General features: G+C 37.1%; 9 protein-coding genes. 6 read left to right on the top strand and 3 right to left on the bottom strand.

Annotated elements, in window-relative coordinates; all coding sequences use genetic code 11:
• The first annotated feature begins 42 nt into the window (after positions 1–42).
• Entirely contained in the window at positions 43–1,236 is a 1,194-nt protein-coding gene (locus tag BN2628_RS11440) for a BamA/TamA family outer membrane protein (RefSeq protein WP_082002227.1), read from the top strand.
• Positions 1,223–2,926, top strand: a complete 1,704-nt coding sequence (locus BN2628_RS11435; RefSeq protein WP_044226793.1) for a phosphoethanolamine transferase family protein — start codon at positions 1,223–1,225, stop codon at positions 2,924–2,926. The genes BN2628_RS11440 and BN2628_RS11435 overlap by 14 nt, the downstream gene beginning before the upstream one ends.
• A gap of 58 nt (positions 2,927–2,984) precedes the next feature.
• Here the strand turns inward: BN2628_RS11435 and pnp are convergent, their stop codons facing one another.
• On the bottom strand, positions 2,985–5,186 hold the full coding sequence (gene pnp, locus BN2628_RS11430; RefSeq protein WP_044226790.1) for a polyribonucleotide nucleotidyltransferase: 2,202 nt from the start codon (positions 5,184–5,186) through the stop codon (positions 2,985–2,987).
• A gap of 243 nt (positions 5,187–5,429) precedes the next feature.
• On the opposite strand from pnp, the gene BN2628_RS11425 reads away from it, so the two are divergent.
• The 4 genes from BN2628_RS11425 to BN2628_RS11410 all read left to right on the top strand — a co-directional run bounded on the left by BN2628_RS11425 (position 5,430) and on the right by BN2628_RS11410 (position 14,745).
• Positions 5,430–6,563: a TlpA disulfide reductase family protein gene (locus BN2628_RS11425; RefSeq protein WP_044226787.1), complete on the top strand. Its 1,134-nt coding sequence runs from the start codon at positions 5,430–5,432 to the stop codon at positions 6,561–6,563.
• Positions 6,564–6,760: 197 nt separating this feature from the next.
• Entirely contained in the window at positions 6,761–7,231 is a 471-nt protein-coding gene (gene greA / locus BN2628_RS11420) for a transcription elongation factor GreA (RefSeq protein WP_021929817.1), read from the top strand.
• Between the two features lie 272 nt (positions 7,232–7,503).
• The gene (locus BN2628_RS11415) at positions 7,504–11,556 is read left to right on the top strand and encodes a hybrid sensor histidine kinase/response regulator transcription factor (protein ID WP_257606474.1); all 4,053 of its coding nucleotides are present in this window, start codon (positions 7,504–7,506) and stop codon (positions 11,554–11,556) included.
• A gap of 99 nt (positions 11,557–11,655) precedes the next feature.
• Positions 11,656–14,745, top strand: coding sequence for a chondroitinase family polysaccharide lyase (locus BN2628_RS11410; RefSeq protein ID WP_055097327.1), 3,090 nt, complete (start codon positions 11,656–11,658; stop codon positions 14,743–14,745).
• Between the two features lie 101 nt (positions 14,746–14,846).
• Here BN2628_RS11410 and BN2628_RS11405 read toward each other — a convergent pair whose 3' ends face one another.
• The gene (locus BN2628_RS11405) at positions 14,847–16,391 is read right to left on the bottom strand and encodes a sulfatase family protein (protein WP_044226778.1); all 1,545 of its coding nucleotides are present in this window, start codon (positions 16,389–16,391) and stop codon (positions 14,847–14,849) included.
• A gap of 6 nt (positions 16,392–16,397) precedes the next feature.
• Positions 16,398–17,600: a glycoside hydrolase family 88 protein gene (locus BN2628_RS11400; protein WP_055097323.1), complete on the bottom strand. Its 1,203-nt coding sequence runs from the start codon at positions 17,598–17,600 to the stop codon at positions 16,398–16,400.
• Positions 17,601–17,762 lie beyond the last annotated feature (162 nt).

Raw genomic sequence — 17,762 nt, 5'->3', positions numbered from 1 at the left:
ATCTCATAGGTATACAATCTATATAAAACAAAGTATGCTAATATGGAGAGACAATTTACTTTAATTTTATTACTTATTACTTTACCCAGGATGTGGTCATACTCTCAGACTATCGTCCTAGACTCTACTACAACATATAATGCTCCTGAAACTATTGTCAAGAACAAAACCGATACTATCACCAAACGGTCTTTTTCCAAAAAATTTCTGGATTATTTTAATGATGCCAACAAAAACAAGAATCACAAAAAGTTCGATTTCAGTATTATCGGAGGCCCCCACTTCTCCTCAGACACCAAATTAGGAATAGGAGTAGTGGCAGCTGGGTTGTACCGAATGGACCGCAAAGATACGATTCTGCCTCCTTCTAACATTTCTTTATATGGAGATGTATCTACAACAGGATTCTATCTTCTGGGAATAAGGGGCAATAATCTGTTTCCTCAAAATAAATATCGGTTAGATTATAACTTCTACTTTTATTCTTTTCCAAGTCTATTTTGGGGAATAGGATATAACAATGCTGTAAACAATGCTAATAAAAGCAAATACAATCGATTTCAAGCACAAATAAAAGTTGATTTCTTACTCAAATTGGTAAAGAACTTATATGTAGGCCCACTCGTAAGCTTTGACTATGTTCATGGAAAAGACTTCAAAAAACCTGAACTATTAGAAAACATGGCCAAAACAACCCGGAATATTAGTGCCGGTATGGCTCTCATTTATGATTCTCGTGATTTCCTGACCAATGCTTATAGAGGATATTATCTAAAACTCGAGCAGCGCTTTAGCCCATCTTTTATGGGGAACAAATATGCTTTCAGTACAACAGACCTACGAGCCAGTTATTATCATAAAATTTGGAAAGGAGGCATTCTTGCAGGAGAATTTCACACCCTTATCAATACAGGAGATCCCCCTTGGGGACTAATGGCCCTATTAGGTAGTTCCTATGCAATGAGAGGATACTATGAAGGTCGGTACAGAGACAAAGATTTAATAGAAATACAGTTAGAACTAAGGCAACATATATGGAAACGTAATGGAATCGTTGTATGGATTGGTGCCGGAAATATTTTTAATTCATTCAAATCTTTTCATTTCAATCAAACTTTACCGAATTACGGATTCGGTTACAGATGGGAATTCAAGAAAAGAGTAAATGTAAGATTAGACTTAGGTTTTGGCAAAAAACAAACAGGATTTATTTTTAATATAAATGAAGCTTTTTAATCAGATAAAAGAACTCTATGTTAAACAGAAAACTATTTTTTTTCTGTTTATTGGGGTACTATTAATTCCCAACCTTTTCCTATTTTTTACAGAACCGGCCTCATTATTAGTTCGTTTCTGTAATATAATTATACCTTTATCTATATATTGGTTACTCCTGTCATCCAGCTCAAAACCCGGAAAAATAATCTGGTTGCTCCTTCCTTTATTATTTCTTGGAGCTTTTCAACTGGTATTGCTTTACCTGTTTGAAGAGTCTATTATCGCTGTTGATATGTTTCTAAATTTATCAACAACCAACTCATCTGAAGCTCTCGAACTATTAGACAACTTATGGCCCGCTATTATTGGAGTTCTTGTACTCTATGTCCCAACTCTTTTTATAGGGATACTCTCCATTATGAAAAAAGAGAAACTATCATCAGTATTTTTACATCATCAACGAAAATTCGCTCTCTATATTCTCGGAATTGGGCTGATATTTATAGGAATAACTTGTTTTACTGATAAAAGTTTTCGAATAAAAAATGACATCTATCCAGCCAATGTAGGATATAATATCGTATTAGCACTGCAAAGAAATGCTTTCACCCGAAATTATGAAAAAAGTTCAGAAGGTTTCCTATTTTACTCTTTACCCGAACATATCAATCATAAGGAAAAAGAAATTTATGTTATGGTCATTGGTGAAACATCTCGGGCTGCAAACTGGCAATTATACGGATACAACCGGAATACCAATCCAAAGCTCAGTACAGTAGAAAATCTTATACATTTTTCTGACGTACTCACTCAGTCGAACACAACACATAAAAGCGTCCCTATGTTGTTATCAAACGCTTCAGCATTACATTATGACTGTATTTACCAAGAAAAAAGCATTATAACGGCTTTCAAGGAAGCGGGTTTCCATACTGCTTTTTTCTCAAACCAACGTCCCAACCACTCTTTCATTGATTTTTTCGGTAAAGAAGCCGACCGGCATATATTCATCAAAGAACTTGTAGATGACCCTGATTACAACCCCTCAGACAATATTTTATTAGAATTGTTAGAGAATGAAATAAGAAAAGGATATCAAAAATTATTTATTGTATTACATACATATGGCTCTCACTTCAATTACCAAGAACGTTATCCCCTATCTGCTGCATATTTTTTGCCCGACAACATTTCCGGAGCTCAGATAGACAATAGGCAACAAATGATAAATGCCTATGATAATACTATAAGATATACCGATAACTTCTTGTATCAGATAATAATATTACTCAGTCAAGATGATACACATTCGGCAATGATGTATGCTTCAGACCATGGAGAAGATATATTTGATGACAAAAGAAAACTTTTTCTTCACGCATCTCCAGTTCCTTCTTATTATCAACTCCATATCCCACTTATTCTTTGGATGTCAAATTCTTATAAAGAATCATTCCCAATTTGTTATGAAACTGCCAACAAAAATAAAGACAAAGCTATTTCAAGCCGCAATGTTTTCCATACCATATTGTCTTTAGGAGGAATTCACACCCCATATCGCAGTGATTCTTTATCCATAGTCAGCCCTCTTTTTGTAGAAACAAAAAGATATTATCTCAATGACCACAATCAGCCCAAGCCGTTCGATGATATTGGATTAAAGAAAGAAGATTTCATGATGTTCAAGAAAGCCGGCATCAAACATTAAAAAAAGCCGCTTACAACCAAATGCAAGCGACTTTCTCTATTTAATTTACAGAAAAAAGTTATTCTTTGTCTTCTTTTTTAGGCTTATTAAAAGGTTTATTTCGGCGTTCAACCTTTTCAGGACGTTCTGTACGCTCTACTCTTTCAGGACGAGGCTGAAGAGCTTTCATTGACAACCGGAACTTTCCTGTTTTCTTATCGATTTCAATGAGTTTTACCGTTACATCATCTCCTTCTTTAATCCCCGAATTTTCCATTGAATCTATCCTATCCCAACTTATTTCAGAGATATGCAACAGACCATCTTTTCCTGGCATAAACTCGACAAATGCTCCAAACGCCAAAATTGATTTTACTTTTCCAGTATATACCTCTCCTTCTTCAGGAATAGCGACAATACCTTTAATCTTTGCCATAGCTGCATTAATTGCATCTCGGCCAGGAGCAGAAACTTCTACACGCCCGATATTATCTATTTCCTCAATAGTCACCACGGCTCCAGTCGCTTCCTGAATACCTTGTATTATTTTTCCACCCGGGCCAATCACTGCACCAATCATATCTTTAGGAATATTGATTACTTCAATACGCGGTGCATGAGGTTTCATCTCTGCTCTTGGTTCCGGTATGGTCTCTAATATTTTACCCAAAATATGCATCCGGCCTTCACGAGCCTGAGCTAAGGCCTTTTCAAGAACTTCATAGGAAAGACCGTCCACCTTAATATCCATTTGAGTGGCAGTAATGCCATCTTTCGTCCCAGTCACTTTAAAGTCCATATCTCCCAAATGGTCTTCATCACCCAATATATCTGACAAGACCGCAAATTTAACATTATCCTTATCGGTAATCAATCCCATAGCAATACCGGATACAGGTTTCTTTATCTGTACTCCAGCATCCATAAGAGCTAATGTTCCGGCACAAACCGTAGCCATAGAAGATGAACCGTTAGATTCAAGAATATCCGATACCACACGAATAACATAAGGATAATCTTCCGGAATCATTCTTTTTAGCGCCCGATTGGCCAAATTGCCATGTCCGATTTCGCGACGTCCTACGCCACGGCTTGCTTTCGCTTCCCCAGTAGAGAATGGAGGAAAATTATAATGCAATAAGAAACGCTCCCGACTCTGGTCCAAAACATCATCTACGATTTTTTCATCCAATTTTGTACCCAAAGTTACTGTTGAAAGAGACTGTGTCTCTCCACGAGTAAACACGGCTGATCCGTGAGGGCCTGGTATATAATCGACTTCTGCCCAAATAGGACGAATTTGTGTTGTAGTACGACCATCAAGACGCTTCCCTTCATCCAATATGCAACGGCGCATAGCTTCTTTCTCAACATCATGGTAATAACGCTTTACTAAAGCTTCTTTCTCTGCTGCTGCCTCTGGGTCCATTGCTGCTAAATAATCTTCTACGATTCCATCAAAAGCAGCCATCCGTTCATGCTTGTTCGTGTTACCAGAACGAGCTATTTCATAAGCTTTATCGTAACATTTTTCCCAAACGTCTTTGCGAAGCTCCTCATCATTCACCTCATGACAATATGTTCTCTTTACAGTAGAACCTACGGCCTCTGCCAATTCTATCTGGACTTGACATTGAACCTTTATAGCCTCATGTGCAAACTTTAATGCTTCTAATAATTCAGCTTCTGAGACCTCATCCATTTCTCCCTCGACCATCATAATATTGTCCATGGTAGCACCCACCATCAAATCAATATCAGCTTTCGCAAGCTCCTCAAAAGTCGGGTTTATTTTAAATTGTCCATCAATACGAGCAACACGTACTTCAGAAATAGGACCGTTAAAAGGGATATCAGAAACAGCCAATGCTGCTGAAGCTGCCAAACCGGCCAATGCATCAGGCATATCTTTACCGTCTGATGAAAATAAGATAATATTCACAAATGTATCAGCATGGTAATTATCGGGGAATAAGGGACGTAATACCCGATCCACCAGCCGGGATGTTAAGATTTCATAATCAGAAGCCCGACCTTCTCTCTTTGTAAAACCTCCGGGAAAACGTCCAAACGCTGAAAATTTCTCTTTATACTCTACTTGCAAAGGCATAAAATCAACACCTTCTCCTGCCTCTTGTGCAGATACTACAGTAGCCAGTAACATAGTATTACCCATGCGAACTTCTACTGCTCCATCGGCTTGCTTAGCCAATTTTCCTGTTTCGATCGTGATGGTCCGTCCATCGCTCAATTCGATCGTTTTTTTAATAGGATTAATCATAAATCTTTATTTCATTTTCACTTTCTGTCCAAAATCATGCAAAGATAAACAAACTTTTATGCGCAACCGCGTGAAAATGAAAGAAAAATATAAAAACTACTTTTTTATATATAAGAAATCCTTTCCTAAAGAGCACCTTTTTGTATTTTTACTTTCTTTTTAATCTTACCAAAGAATTGTGAGTACAATGAAAAAACATATCTTTGTAACAGATTATCTCAATAATCCAAACACATTATCTATATGAAAAAATATATTTTAATATTATTTACTGCCGTATTATTTAGTGCTTGTCATCATAATGATTTCACAGTAAAAGGTGTTATTTCTGGGGCAGGCGGAGAAATACTTTATTTGGAGGCTAATGAAATACATAGAATACAAGTCTTAGACTCTGTCAAACTTAAGACTTCTGGTGAGTACGAATTTCATGCCAAAGCTCCCGAATATCCTGAATTTTATCGACTCCGTCTAAAGAACTCATATATAAATTTTTCGATAGATTCTACCGAAACAATTATCATAAATGCTCAAGAACCGGGATTTACATCCAATTATAAAGTTGAAGGTTCTGATAATAGTGAAAAAATAAGAATAATCGCATTAGCCGGTCAAGAATTAAAGAAATACGTTGATAAATACAACGAACAAATCAAAAATCCGGAGAACAATTCTCAACTACTTGCACAACAACTACTTGAAAAAGTACAGAACTATAAAAAAGAAATTCTCCCTTTAATCTATGAAAATCCCCGTTCTACAGCTGCTTACTTCGCTATTTTCCAACAAATCAACGGGCAAGATATATTTGACCCATATGATAAAGAAGATAGCAAGGCAATCCGGGCTGTCGCTACACAATACGATTTTTACTATAAAAATTCTGTACGGGCGAAGCAATTACATAATATGGCTATAGAAGCTCTAAAAATGGCTCGTATCGCTGAGAAGGGTAACACCATAAAAATAGATACCATAGCATCGGTCATCGATATATCTTTACCAGATATATATGGAAAAAAACAAACTCTTTCCTCATTAAAAGGTAAAGTGGTCTTATTGGACTTTACAGCCTATCAGACTGAATATTCTCCACAATACAATTTATTATTGGCTGAAATATATCGGAAATATAAACAACAAGGAGTCGAAATCTTCCAAATTTCTCTTGACAATGATGATAATTTCTGGAAAGTATCCGCGTCAAATCTGCCTTGGATATGTGTAAGAGACGCAAATAGCCTGAATTCTCGTATTGCTGCTACCTACAATGTACAGCAATTACCAACAGCTTATCTTCTCGACAGAACTGGAGCTATCCGCACTCGATTGACATCTATGAAAGAGATTGAAAATGAAATAAAAAAACTTTTATAATAAAACTCCATAAATAAATATTTCTAATATAGAAAGTTAGAAAGATTTTGCTTTTTATTTGGCAAGTCAAAAAAAGAGATTATCTTTGCAATACAGAAGAACACAAAAAGGAGTTCCGGCTGAACAGCGGGGATTCTTTTTTGTTTTATAAAAAACGGAAACAATTTAAATAATAAAAACTATAGGAGATCAAAATTATGGCAATTAGTTATATGACCGAAGAAGGTTATAAGAAAATGCTTGAAGAAATCGCTTACATGGAAAATGTAAAGCGTCCGGAAATTTCAAGACAAATCGCAGAAGCACGAGATAAAGGCGACCTTTCTGAAAATGCAGAGTATGATGCAGCCAAAGAAGCTCAAGGCATGCTTGAAATGAAAATAGCTCAATTAAAAGATAAAGTAGCTAATGCTCGTTTAATTGACGAAACAAAGTTAAATACCCACACTGTCCAAATACTGAACAAAGTAAAAATAAAAAATACCAAGAATAATGCTGTTATGCAGTATATGTTAGTATCAGAAAGTGAGGCTAACCTAAAAGAAGGAAAAATAGCAGTAAGCACACCTATAGGGAAAGGATTAATCGGTAAAAAAGTAGGAGACATTGTAGAAATACAAGTTCCGTCCGGTCTAATGACATTTGAAATTATTGATATATCGATATAAAGAAAAAGCGATTCAAGCCAACTTAAAAGTGCGTTTGAATCGCTTTTCAAATTTAGTAAAAGAATCTCTCTTTCCATCCTATAGTTATTGGGGAAGAGAGATTTTTTTATATATTTGTAACTAGAATTCAAAGGTTTGCCGTTTAAAGTTTTAAAGAAGGCTTTAAGATTATTCATAGAGCAAAAAGTTCCGAAGTCATTTATATTGAGACTTCCTGTAACATACAAAATAATACATTTATATTTTTATGAAATAACCTAATACGCAAGACATTGAAAACAAAAGGTTTAATCTTAATCAGTTTATTATTTATTGTCTTCGCAAAAGTAAGCAAAGCTCAAGACTTTACTTTCCGGCATTTGACGACCAATGAAGGACTATCTCAGATTACAGTCAACTCCATTTACATAGATGAATATGGTTTTGTTTGGATTGGAACACGAGATGGTTTATGCCGTTATAATGGCAACGATATCAAAACATTCAAATTACAAAAAGGGAATCCGAACAGCTTATTTTGCAATACAGTAATCCAATTGGAAGGAAATCAAGAAGGAATTATCTATTTACTTTGTACAGAAGGTCTCTCTGAGTTTAATTTTAAAACAGAGAAATTCACTACCCTTATAGAAGGAGATGTAGGTGCTATCTATTATAACGAAGTCCTTTATATTGGTCTCGGCAATGAACTATGTATCTTCGACCCAGATTTAAGAAAGATAGTACCTTTTTTCAGACTACCTGACAAATACGCAAGAATCAGTCGCTTGCTGAAAGATAACAATGGCATATTCTGGATCGGCACCTCCAATAATGGTTTATACCGATTAAATACAGAAAACAAAGTTTTGATAGACCAGCCAGTAAAAAAGGGGAATATAACCAGTATCTACAAAGACAAAGAATATGGCATTTGGGTCGGCAGTTGGACCAACGGGCTCTTTTGGTTCACAAAAGACTCTATCAAGAACTTTCGCTACAATCCAATTGATAAAAATGGCTTATGTTCTGATTTTGTCCGTGACTGTTGTGAAGACAATGCCGGTTATATGTGGATCGGTACTTTTCATGGGTTAAACCGTTATGATAAAAAAACAGGAGAATTTATGCGTTTTGAAGCAGATATAAATAATCCGGAAAGTCTGACCCACTCGTCTATCTGGTGCATTGTCAAAGATCAGCAAGGCTCTCTTTGGATGGGAACATATTTCGGAGGCGTAAACTATTTTAATCCAGAATACGAAATCTATACCCGTTTCAAGATGTCCACCAAAGAAGAAGAAGGGTTGAGCTCTCCCATTGTCAGCCATATGTTGGAAGATAAGCACGGTAACTTATGGATTGCTACCGAGGGAGGTGGATTGAATAAATATGACCCTAAAACCAAAACATTCAAATGGTATAAACATATTCCCGGACAGAATAGTATTTCACAAAACAACATCAAAGCTCTATATTACGATACAGACCACGATTGTTTATGGATAGGCACACATTTAGGAAGCTTGAATAAACTAGATTTGAAGACAAACCTTTTCACTAACTATCCCTCTAAAGAAGGAGATAATGAAAGTCTCCCGTCCAATATCATCCGAGATATTGTCCCTTATAAAGATAGTCTTATCATTGCCACTCAAAATGGGGTCTGTATGTTCAATCCAGTGGATGGAAAATGCCGACAAATGTTTAAAGACATTAAACTGGGACATTCCATAAAGATGGTCGCCTCTTTATTTTTCGATCACGAAGGCACCTTATGGATCGCTGCCACTGGAGAAGGAGTTTTTGCTTATCGTTTCGATACCAATGAATTGACCAATTATCGTCATGACCCAAAAGATTCGACAAGTTTAAGTAATAATAATGTAAATGACATTACCGAAAGTCATTATAATGATCTATGGTTTTCTACTTCTGGAAGCGGGCTTGACAGATACAATTACAAAACTAAAACCTTTGAAAACTTTGATATGCAAAGTAATGGATTATCCAGTGACTGTGTCTACTCTGTTTGTGAGTCCCGTTATGGTAAATTATTAGTAATTACCAACAAAGGATTTTCGCAATTCGACCAATCCAGTAAGTCTTTTTACAATTATACAATAGAAGACGGATTCCCACTAATGACAGCCAACGAAAACGCCCTCTACCTATCCGCTGAAGGTGAAGTCTTTTTAGGAGGTGTTACCGGTCTTATTTCTTTTAATGAAAAAGATCTCCGATTTGCCCCAAAACCTTATAACATTATACTAAACCGTTTAAGTGTCAACGGAAAAGACGTAAAAATCAACGATGATACAGGCATATTACACAACTCGCTCTGTAATACAAAAGAAATTACTTTACAAAGTCAACATTCCGTATTCAGCATAGAATTTGCAGTATCAAATTTTATCCCAGCCAATAAAGATGAAATTATTTACAAATTAGAAGGATTTTCTGATAAATGGACCGAGACACACGGCCAACACTCCATTACTTACACAAATTTAAATCCAGGCAAATATATATTAATAATAAAAGGAAAAAATAATCCATTCACTCCTGAAGCTAAACTTTATATCAAAGTACTCCCTCCTTTTTATAAAACTATTTACGCTTATACGATATATATTTTAGTTATCGGTATCATTCTCTTTTATTTAATAAGAACATACAAAGGGCGTATCAAGCTACAAGAGTCTTTGAAATATGAAAAAAAACATATTCAAGATATAGAACGGCTGAATCAGTCCAAATTACGTTTCTTTACCAACATTTCCCATGAGTTCCGTACACCTTTGACTCTTATTACCGGTTATGCAGAAATGTTAATGCAAGTACAATCTTTTGCTCCGGCTGTATATAACAAAATATTAGGAATTTATAAAAATTGTCTGCAATTACAAGAGCTTATCACGGAACTACTCGATTTCAGGAAGCAAGAACAAGGACATATGAAAATAAAAGTATGGCATTATGACATTGTAAATTTTTTGTATGAAAATTACTTGATATTCAAAGAATATACTGCAGCAAAACAAATACAATTTATATTCCAAAAAGAAATAGATACATTGGATGTATGGTTCGACGCAAAACAAATGCAGAAAGTAATAAATAACCTGATATCCAATGCCCTTAAACATACGAAGAAAGATGGTATAATTACTATTAAAGTACGGAAAGAAAATAACGAAGCAGTCATTGATGTTAACGATACCGGTACAGGTATTGCTCCAGAAGATATAGATAAAATATTTGATCGATTTTACCAAAACGCACAAACCCAATCAGGCACAGGTATCGGTTTAGCTTTCGCAAAAGGTATTGTAGAACTTCACCACGGCACAATCAATGTAAATAGTGAATTAGGAAAAGGGGCTACATTTACAGTACGACTCAAATTAGGCGAAACTCATTTCAAAAAAGAGCAAATATGCGAACCCGAAAATACGACTAAACCTCTGCTCGAAATTGCCAAGCCTGAAATAGACCTAAGGGAACAAGAATTGACAGATACACCAGCTTTGAAAAATAATAACGTAAAAATGCTGATTGTAGAAGATAACGATGAACTGAAAGAAATGCTCGTCAGTATCTTCTCCACTTTTTATACAGTCATAACATCTTCTGATGGTCAGGATGGTTGGGAAAAAGTAAAAGAAGAGCTACCGGATATTGTTTTAAGTGATGTGATGATACCCAGAATGTCTGGAACGGAATTATGCAAATTGATAAAAAATGACATCGATACTTGCCATATTCCTGTCGTATTGATAACCGCCAGGACAGCAATAGAGTATAATATGGAAGGACTACGTTTAGGGGCCGATGACTATGTCACCAAGCCTTTTAATATTAATTTGTTGGTATCTCGTTGTAACAACTTGGTAAACAGCCGTATTATTCTTCAAGAAAAATTTAGTAAGCAACCTCAAACTGCGCTGAAAATGCTGGCAACCAATGCTATGGATAAAAATATACTGGACAAGGCCGTGAAAATTATAGAAAAATACATAGATAATCCCGAATTTAATATTAATATTTTTGCACGAGAAATGGGAATTGCTCGTACTAATTTATTTGCCAAAATAAAAGCTATAACGGGGCAGACACCCAATGAATTCATCTCTACAATTCGCCTGAAAAAAGCAGCAATTTTATTAAAGAACAACCCTGAACTGAACATATCCGAAATCTCTGATATGGTAGGCTTCAACTCATCTCGCTATTTCAGCAAATGTTTCAAAGCCCAATATCATATCAATCCCATATCTTATCGAAAAGGAATATCTGGGGAAGAAGAAGATAACAATGAATCAATGTCTGAAAACGTGTATTGATTAACCGATATGAATAAAAAAAGTACTATTTCTGTACGATTTTTATCTCCATTTTATCGTATAGTTACCATCTTTGTGTGACAAAATCTCGTATATGCTATGAAATGTAACTTATTTAAACACGGAACCGGCCTTCTATTGGCATCTTTATTTTCTTTAACAACTTCTGCTCAATTAGTACAGCATGAGCGGTTGCTCTCTTTCGAAGCCCCAGAAGTGCCGTCTTTTATCAGTAGTGAAAAATCCGAACTAAGCATCACCCCGGAGCATTATAAAGACGGAACTCAAGCTTTAAACTGGAAATTCAAACCGGGGGGCATATTATCTATTCAGAAGGATTTGCAATTTGAGCCCAAAGACCCGACAGGAAAAGATACTTATTTATCTGGATTTGTCGTTTGGATATATAATAAAAAGGCAACAGATAAATTGCTAAACTTTGAATTCCTGAAGGACGGAAAAATCTGTTCACACTTCCCTATGGGATTAAATTTTACCGGTTGGCGTGCTGCGTGGGTATGTTACGAACGAGACATGCAAGGAACTCCGGAAATCGGGATGAATGAAATACGTATCGTTGCCCCTGACGAAGCAGGAGAGCTTTGTATTGACCATTTATTGACTGCAGCAAAAATGGACCATCGTTATCAGACTGCAGACATACAAGTGCCGTTTGTCAACGCTGCAACAACCAGCCATTGGTTAGTTGTATATAAAAATTCAAAAATCCGTCCGGACATTGCTTTAGAAGCAACGGTAACCCCTCAACAGAAAAAAGAAATCGCTTTATTAGAATCCCGCCTGCGTGAGATAATCTATCAACCCTCCCAACTGACTGATAAAACCATGCAAAGTATTCGTAAAGCCTATGCAAGATATGGCATTACTTACAACAATAAAGGAGAAGTAAAAGGCATGCCTTTGTTTTTCGGACGTGCCGTCGAAGCATATGAACGGATTGTACCAAACTATAATCCCAATATATTCAATGACAATCACATGGAGTTGAAAGAATATTTCAACTTAATGAACAAAATTGCAATCGCATACAACAACGCTACAGAAGAAAAGGACAAACTTGAATTGAAAAAAATGTTTTTGGCAATGTATGACCATGTAACAGACCAAGGAGTCGCTTATGGCAGTTGCTTAGGAAATTTTACTCATTATGGGTATAGTTTTCGAGGATATTATACATCTTACTTTTTAATGAAAGATGTACTCCGTGACGCAGGCAAACTGGATGATGCAGAAAAAGGTATGCGCTGGTATTCTATTGCCAACGAAGTATTTATCAAGCCAAATATATGGGGGCTGGATATGGACTCGTTCAATACCACCACCACCGGACGCATTGCCAGTATTTTAATGATGGAAGATTCTCCCGAAAAAGTACAGTATTTAAAAGCTTTTTCCCGCTGGATCAATAATGGCTGCCTCCCTGCCGACGGGCTGCTCGGTTCATTCAAACCGGATGGAGGGGCATTTCATCACTGTAACAATTATCCGGCCTATGCAGTAGGTGGCCTGGATGGTGCTACAAACATGATTTACCTATTAAGCCGCACAAGCTTTGCCGTCTCTGAGTTAGGTCACAATACAGTAAAGAATGTCTTGTTGGCCATGCGTTTCTATTGTAACAAATTAGACTTCCCATGGTCTATGTCCGGCCGTCATCCTGACGGAAAAGGGAAACTAGTCCCGATGCATTATGCCATGATGGCATTAGCCGGAACTCCAGACAAATCCCAAACGATAGATAAAGAGATGGGCAATGCCTATTTGCGATTAGTAACAAACGTAAAAGAGCATGAAACCGATAACCCAGAATATATACCCTTTGTCCCCAGCAGCCGGGAACAAGCGATGAAAGAAAAGTTACAAGCAGAAAACTGCATTGCCGAAGGTAACCCGCAAGGCAATTGGAACTTAGGATATGGCTGTACCAACATTCAGCGTCGTGATAACTGGTCGGCAGTCGCACGAGGTCATTCCCGTTACTTTTGGGCTTCTGAACATTATCGGGGTGTAAATATCTATGGTCGTTATTTGGCACATGGTTCCCTGCAACTACTAACAGCGCGTAATAAGTACGATGACGTATCGTCTAAAACAAGCGGTTGGGTAGAAGAAGGTTTTGATTGGGGGCGTATTCCGGGAGCAACAGCCATCCATTTGCCTATTGAGCAATTGAAAGCCGTTGTTTTGAACGTCGATAAGTATTCAGGATATGAAGAAATGCTTTATTCTGATGAAGCCTTTGCCGGAGGCATTACGCAAGAAAAAAAGAATGGTGCTTTCGGAATGAAACTCCATGAACACGACAAATATAACGGTTCACTTCGAGCACGTAAATCTTATCATTTTTTTGATAATAAAATTATCTGTTTAGGAAGTGATATCGAAAATATCAACAATGATTATGACACAGAAACTACGGTATTTCAATTAGCTTTGCTCAACAAACAAGACAAATCCTATTGGAATAATCCCATTATCGGAAAAAATTACTGGATCGATCATATAAACACAGGATACTATATTCCGGCTATAAAAGGTTATGACACAGCTATATTGGAGACACATTATAATCAGCATTCTATGTCCAACGAAGGGAAACCAACAACCGGAGATTGGATATCCCTGACCATCAATCACGGCAAAGCTCCACAAGGGCGTGCTTACCAATACGTTATATTGCCACAAATAAGCAAAGAAACGATGGAGCTGTTCATTAAAAAGCCGACTTATAAAGTTCTCCAGCAAAATAGTAAGGCTCATATCGTACAAGATCTGAATACAAATACAACTTCGTATATCTTATTCGAAACGCCCGAAGTATTACCGGAAGGCCTGATTCAACACGTAGATACAACCTGCCTGGTGATGATACATGAATTAGACAAAAAAGAGGCAATCTTAACTGTATCCAATCCAGACTTAGCACTCTACCGTGGAGCATCTGATGAAAAACTGGATGCACAAGGCAAACGGATCGAGAGAAGCATTTATTCCCGGCCATGGATATCAAACAAAAGTCAGGAAATTCCGGTTCGCGTAACGTTAAAAGGCAGATGGAATATAAGTGAGAATCCGGCATGTAAGGTTATTTCTTGTAACAAGAAAGCCACTACATTGGAATTTACATGTAAGGATGCGGCAAGTTTTGAAGTGAAATTGACAAAATAATCCATCCACAGTCATCTTATCTTACCCCAATAGTACAAAAAAGTCCAGCCTGATTACAAGAAATCGGTTGGACTTTTTTTTATTTCTTTTGCACTATCTACTTAATAAGGAATCCTATCTGATAAAATCCGCTCCTTATACCAAGGGTCATCTATCCCTTTCAATAAATTACCCATCTCTTGATATAATTGCTTTACAATTTCGGGATGTTCTTCCAATGACAAATTATGCATTTGATAAGGATCATTTACATCATCAAATAATAAGCTTCTGACCAGCTTCTTACTATCACGATCTATATAAAGAGCCATAGTATATTGTGCAGTTTTGATACCTCTCGATGAAGGGAAATAAGAGACAACCTTTCCTTCGCTATCTTTTTCTCCATCCAAATTTTGAATATACAAAGCTGATACAGGACGTTCGATATCTGCATTTTCATCAAAAAACAGTGGAGCGAAGTTACGTCCTTGTACCTCTTCGGGAATGGAATCTGACAGACCGCATAAACCCAGTAACGTAGGCATAATATCTGGAGAAGAAAGCATCAGATTATCTACTCGAGGAACGAGTTTATCCGGATAACGTACAAGAAAAGGTACATTCATAGATTCGGAATAAGGAGAATTCTTTGGATCATTCGTCCCTTGGCTACATAATGTTTCACCATGGTCTGACGCAAAAACAACAATGGTATTCTTGTCCAATCCAAGGTCTTTCAGAGCCGCCAGTATCTGGCCAAAAGCTCTGTCAACCCCAGACACAGAAGCAAAGTAGTAACGGGCACAAATAGCCTTCTCCATCTTGGTATCAGCGTTCGGGCGAACCAGAAGACTGTCTAATGGTACATCTTTGTATAGATTGAAGTCTTCTTCCATGCAATCATCCAACGAACGGTAAGGGCTATGTGGGGGATTCATACCTACCATAATAAAAAAAGGTTTCTTCGTATCGCGAACATTCCCTTCATTCTTTAAATAAGATACAACTTTCTCAGCCTCATGCAATGGAGACCACATCTTTGGTTCATGACGTACTCCGTCCGTATCCCAATAATGCGGATTTTTATGTTCATCAAACGTCCCGTAAGAATACCAATAATTAAAACCATGTCTTCGTTCCTCCGGTGTATAAGCATCCCACACAGGATTCTGTTCTTCTACATATTGGCCTGGACGTTCTGGATCATTCGGTGTAGGAAAATCGACATGAAGCTTACCGAAATAAGCACATTCATACCCAGACTTGCGAAAAACGTCTCCGATACATTCAGCATCTTCTCTCAAAGAACTAATCGGACGATTAGAATTGCAGTTTAAAGGGACACCGCTCTTATTTGCATACATTCCTGTAAGTAACATTCCTCGATGGGGACTACTAAGCGGGCAATTACTTTGTGCAGAAGTCAGTACGACCGATTCTCGTGCAAATTGGTCCAACACAGGAGTATGCACCGGATCTCCTCTGAAGTTTACTTTATCCCGAAATCCTTCCTGGCTCCAAAAACCCATGGCCTGATTTCTATACTGATCAGGAAATACATAAATAATATTAGGATAAGTCATTTTCTCTGTCTGGGAAATACTACATCCAGACAGAGAAAATAACCCTACTCCTCCTAATAACAAATTCACTGAACTTTTCATATTTTCTCACTTCTTTTCCAGTTCTCTTTTTCGTATCAACCCTTCCAAAAAGTAATAATCAGCATAATTCAACGGTACATCAATTTCACTTCCATGAGGTATACTACCCACCGAATGCATCAAGATAAAGTTCCCATTTGTCCCAATTTCAGCACGATAAGCCGGAGAACCTAAACTATACATAATCTTATCGGCAACTTCCTTATAATTCTTTTCCGGGACATAAGTGCTCAATTCATACAAAGCGGAAGCTGTACAAGCGGCAGCAGAAGCATCACGAGGCTCATTCGGGATATTGGGGGCATCATAATCCCAATAAGGCACCAAATCTTCCGGAAGGTTTTTATTACCAAAAATAAAATCATAAATCTTCTGGGCATGTTCCAGATATCTCTTGTCTTTTGTATAACGATAGCACATTGTATAACCATACAATGCCCAAGCTTGTCCCCTCGCCCATGAAGACTCATCTGCATATCCCTGGGCTGTCTGTTTACTCCGTACTGCTCCAGTCTCCGGATCATAATCCACCACATGGTAACAGCTGTTATCTTCTCTAAAATGATTAGCCATCGTTACATCAGCATGGCTCACAGCTATATTATAAAACGTAGAATCCCCAGACAAAAGGCTCGCTTCAAACATCAATTCAAGATTCATCATGTTATCAATAATTACTGGGCATGCCCATCCTCTTTGGCTCTGCCATCCACGGTCAGCATCCCATGATTGAATAACACCAGCTCCCGGACGGAAACGAGTAGAAAGCGAACGCGCTGTTTCCACAACTACATCCTTATATTCAGGTATATTTGCTATACGCAACCCATTCAAATAACTGCATCCTATCATAAATCCCACATCATGATGCCATTTCAAGTATTTGACCGAGTCTAATGCTTCTGTATATTTCCGAGCTAAAGGTAGCCATTTGGCATCTCCAGTCAATTTGTATGTATACCAAATATTACCGGGGAAAAATCCACTGCACCAATCATCAATAGGAATATACTTGATGTTCCCATTTTCATCGATAGTTCTCGGATTGAGAATCTTACCAGACTTTTCGATAATGTCAGTCTGAAGTGTTTCTTGAGCCACGGCATTAGCAATATTATCTTCGATGAAATCGACTTGACGTTCCTTGGAAGACGAACATCCTATTGCCGCAAACAACGATAAACTTAAAAGACAAAGAATATTTTTCATAATTTAAAAAGTTAAAATAAAATAGATGTGATTTTTGACNTCCAAAATTGGAGTTAATCAAAAACAAATTGAGGCACCTACAAGAAATGGATGTTTTTAGCCAATTTCCGAACGATTTTACACAATAATATTTTCGCAAAATAGGACATTTGTAGCGATACT

Origin of the sequence: Gabonia massiliensis (genome assembly GCF_001403595.1) — a bacterium.
In the GTDB taxonomy this organism is placed as follows: domain Bacteria; phylum Bacteroidota; class Bacteroidia; order Bacteroidales; family Coprobacteraceae; genus Coprobacter; species Coprobacter secundus.
The sequence above is the reverse complement of the archived record's forward strand: the minus strand, read 5'-3'. Positions and strand labels throughout refer to the sequence as shown.

Excerpts from the sequence above, each read along its gene's own strand:
- BN2628_RS11425 (WP_044226787.1), top strand. The coding sequence starts at position 5,430 with ATGAAAAAATATATTTTAATATTATTTACTGCCGTATTATTTAGTGCT.
- BN2628_RS11435 (WP_044226793.1), top strand. The coding sequence starts at position 1,223 with ATGAAGCTTTTTAATCAGATAAAAGAACTCTATGTTAAACAGAAAACT.
- greA (WP_021929817.1), top strand. The coding sequence starts at position 6,761 with ATGGCAATTAGTTATATGACCGAAGAAGGTTATAAGAAAATGCTTGAA.
- BN2628_RS11400 (WP_055097323.1), bottom strand. The coding sequence starts at position 17,600 with ATGAAAAATATTCTTTGTCTTTTAAGTTTATCGTTGTTTGCGGCAATA.
- BN2628_RS11440 (WP_082002227.1), top strand. The coding sequence starts at position 43 with ATGGAGAGACAATTTACTTTAATTTTATTACTTATTACTTTACCCAGG.
- BN2628_RS11405 (WP_044226778.1), bottom strand. The coding sequence starts at position 16,391 with ATGAAAAGTTCAGTGAATTTGTTATTAGGAGGAGTAGGGTTATTTTCT.
- BN2628_RS11410 (WP_055097327.1), top strand. The coding sequence starts at position 11,656 with ATGAAATGTAACTTATTTAAACACGGAACCGGCCTTCTATTGGCATCT.
- pnp (WP_044226790.1), bottom strand. The coding sequence starts at position 5,186 with ATGATTAATCCTATTAAAAAAACGATCGAATTGAGCGATGGACGGACC.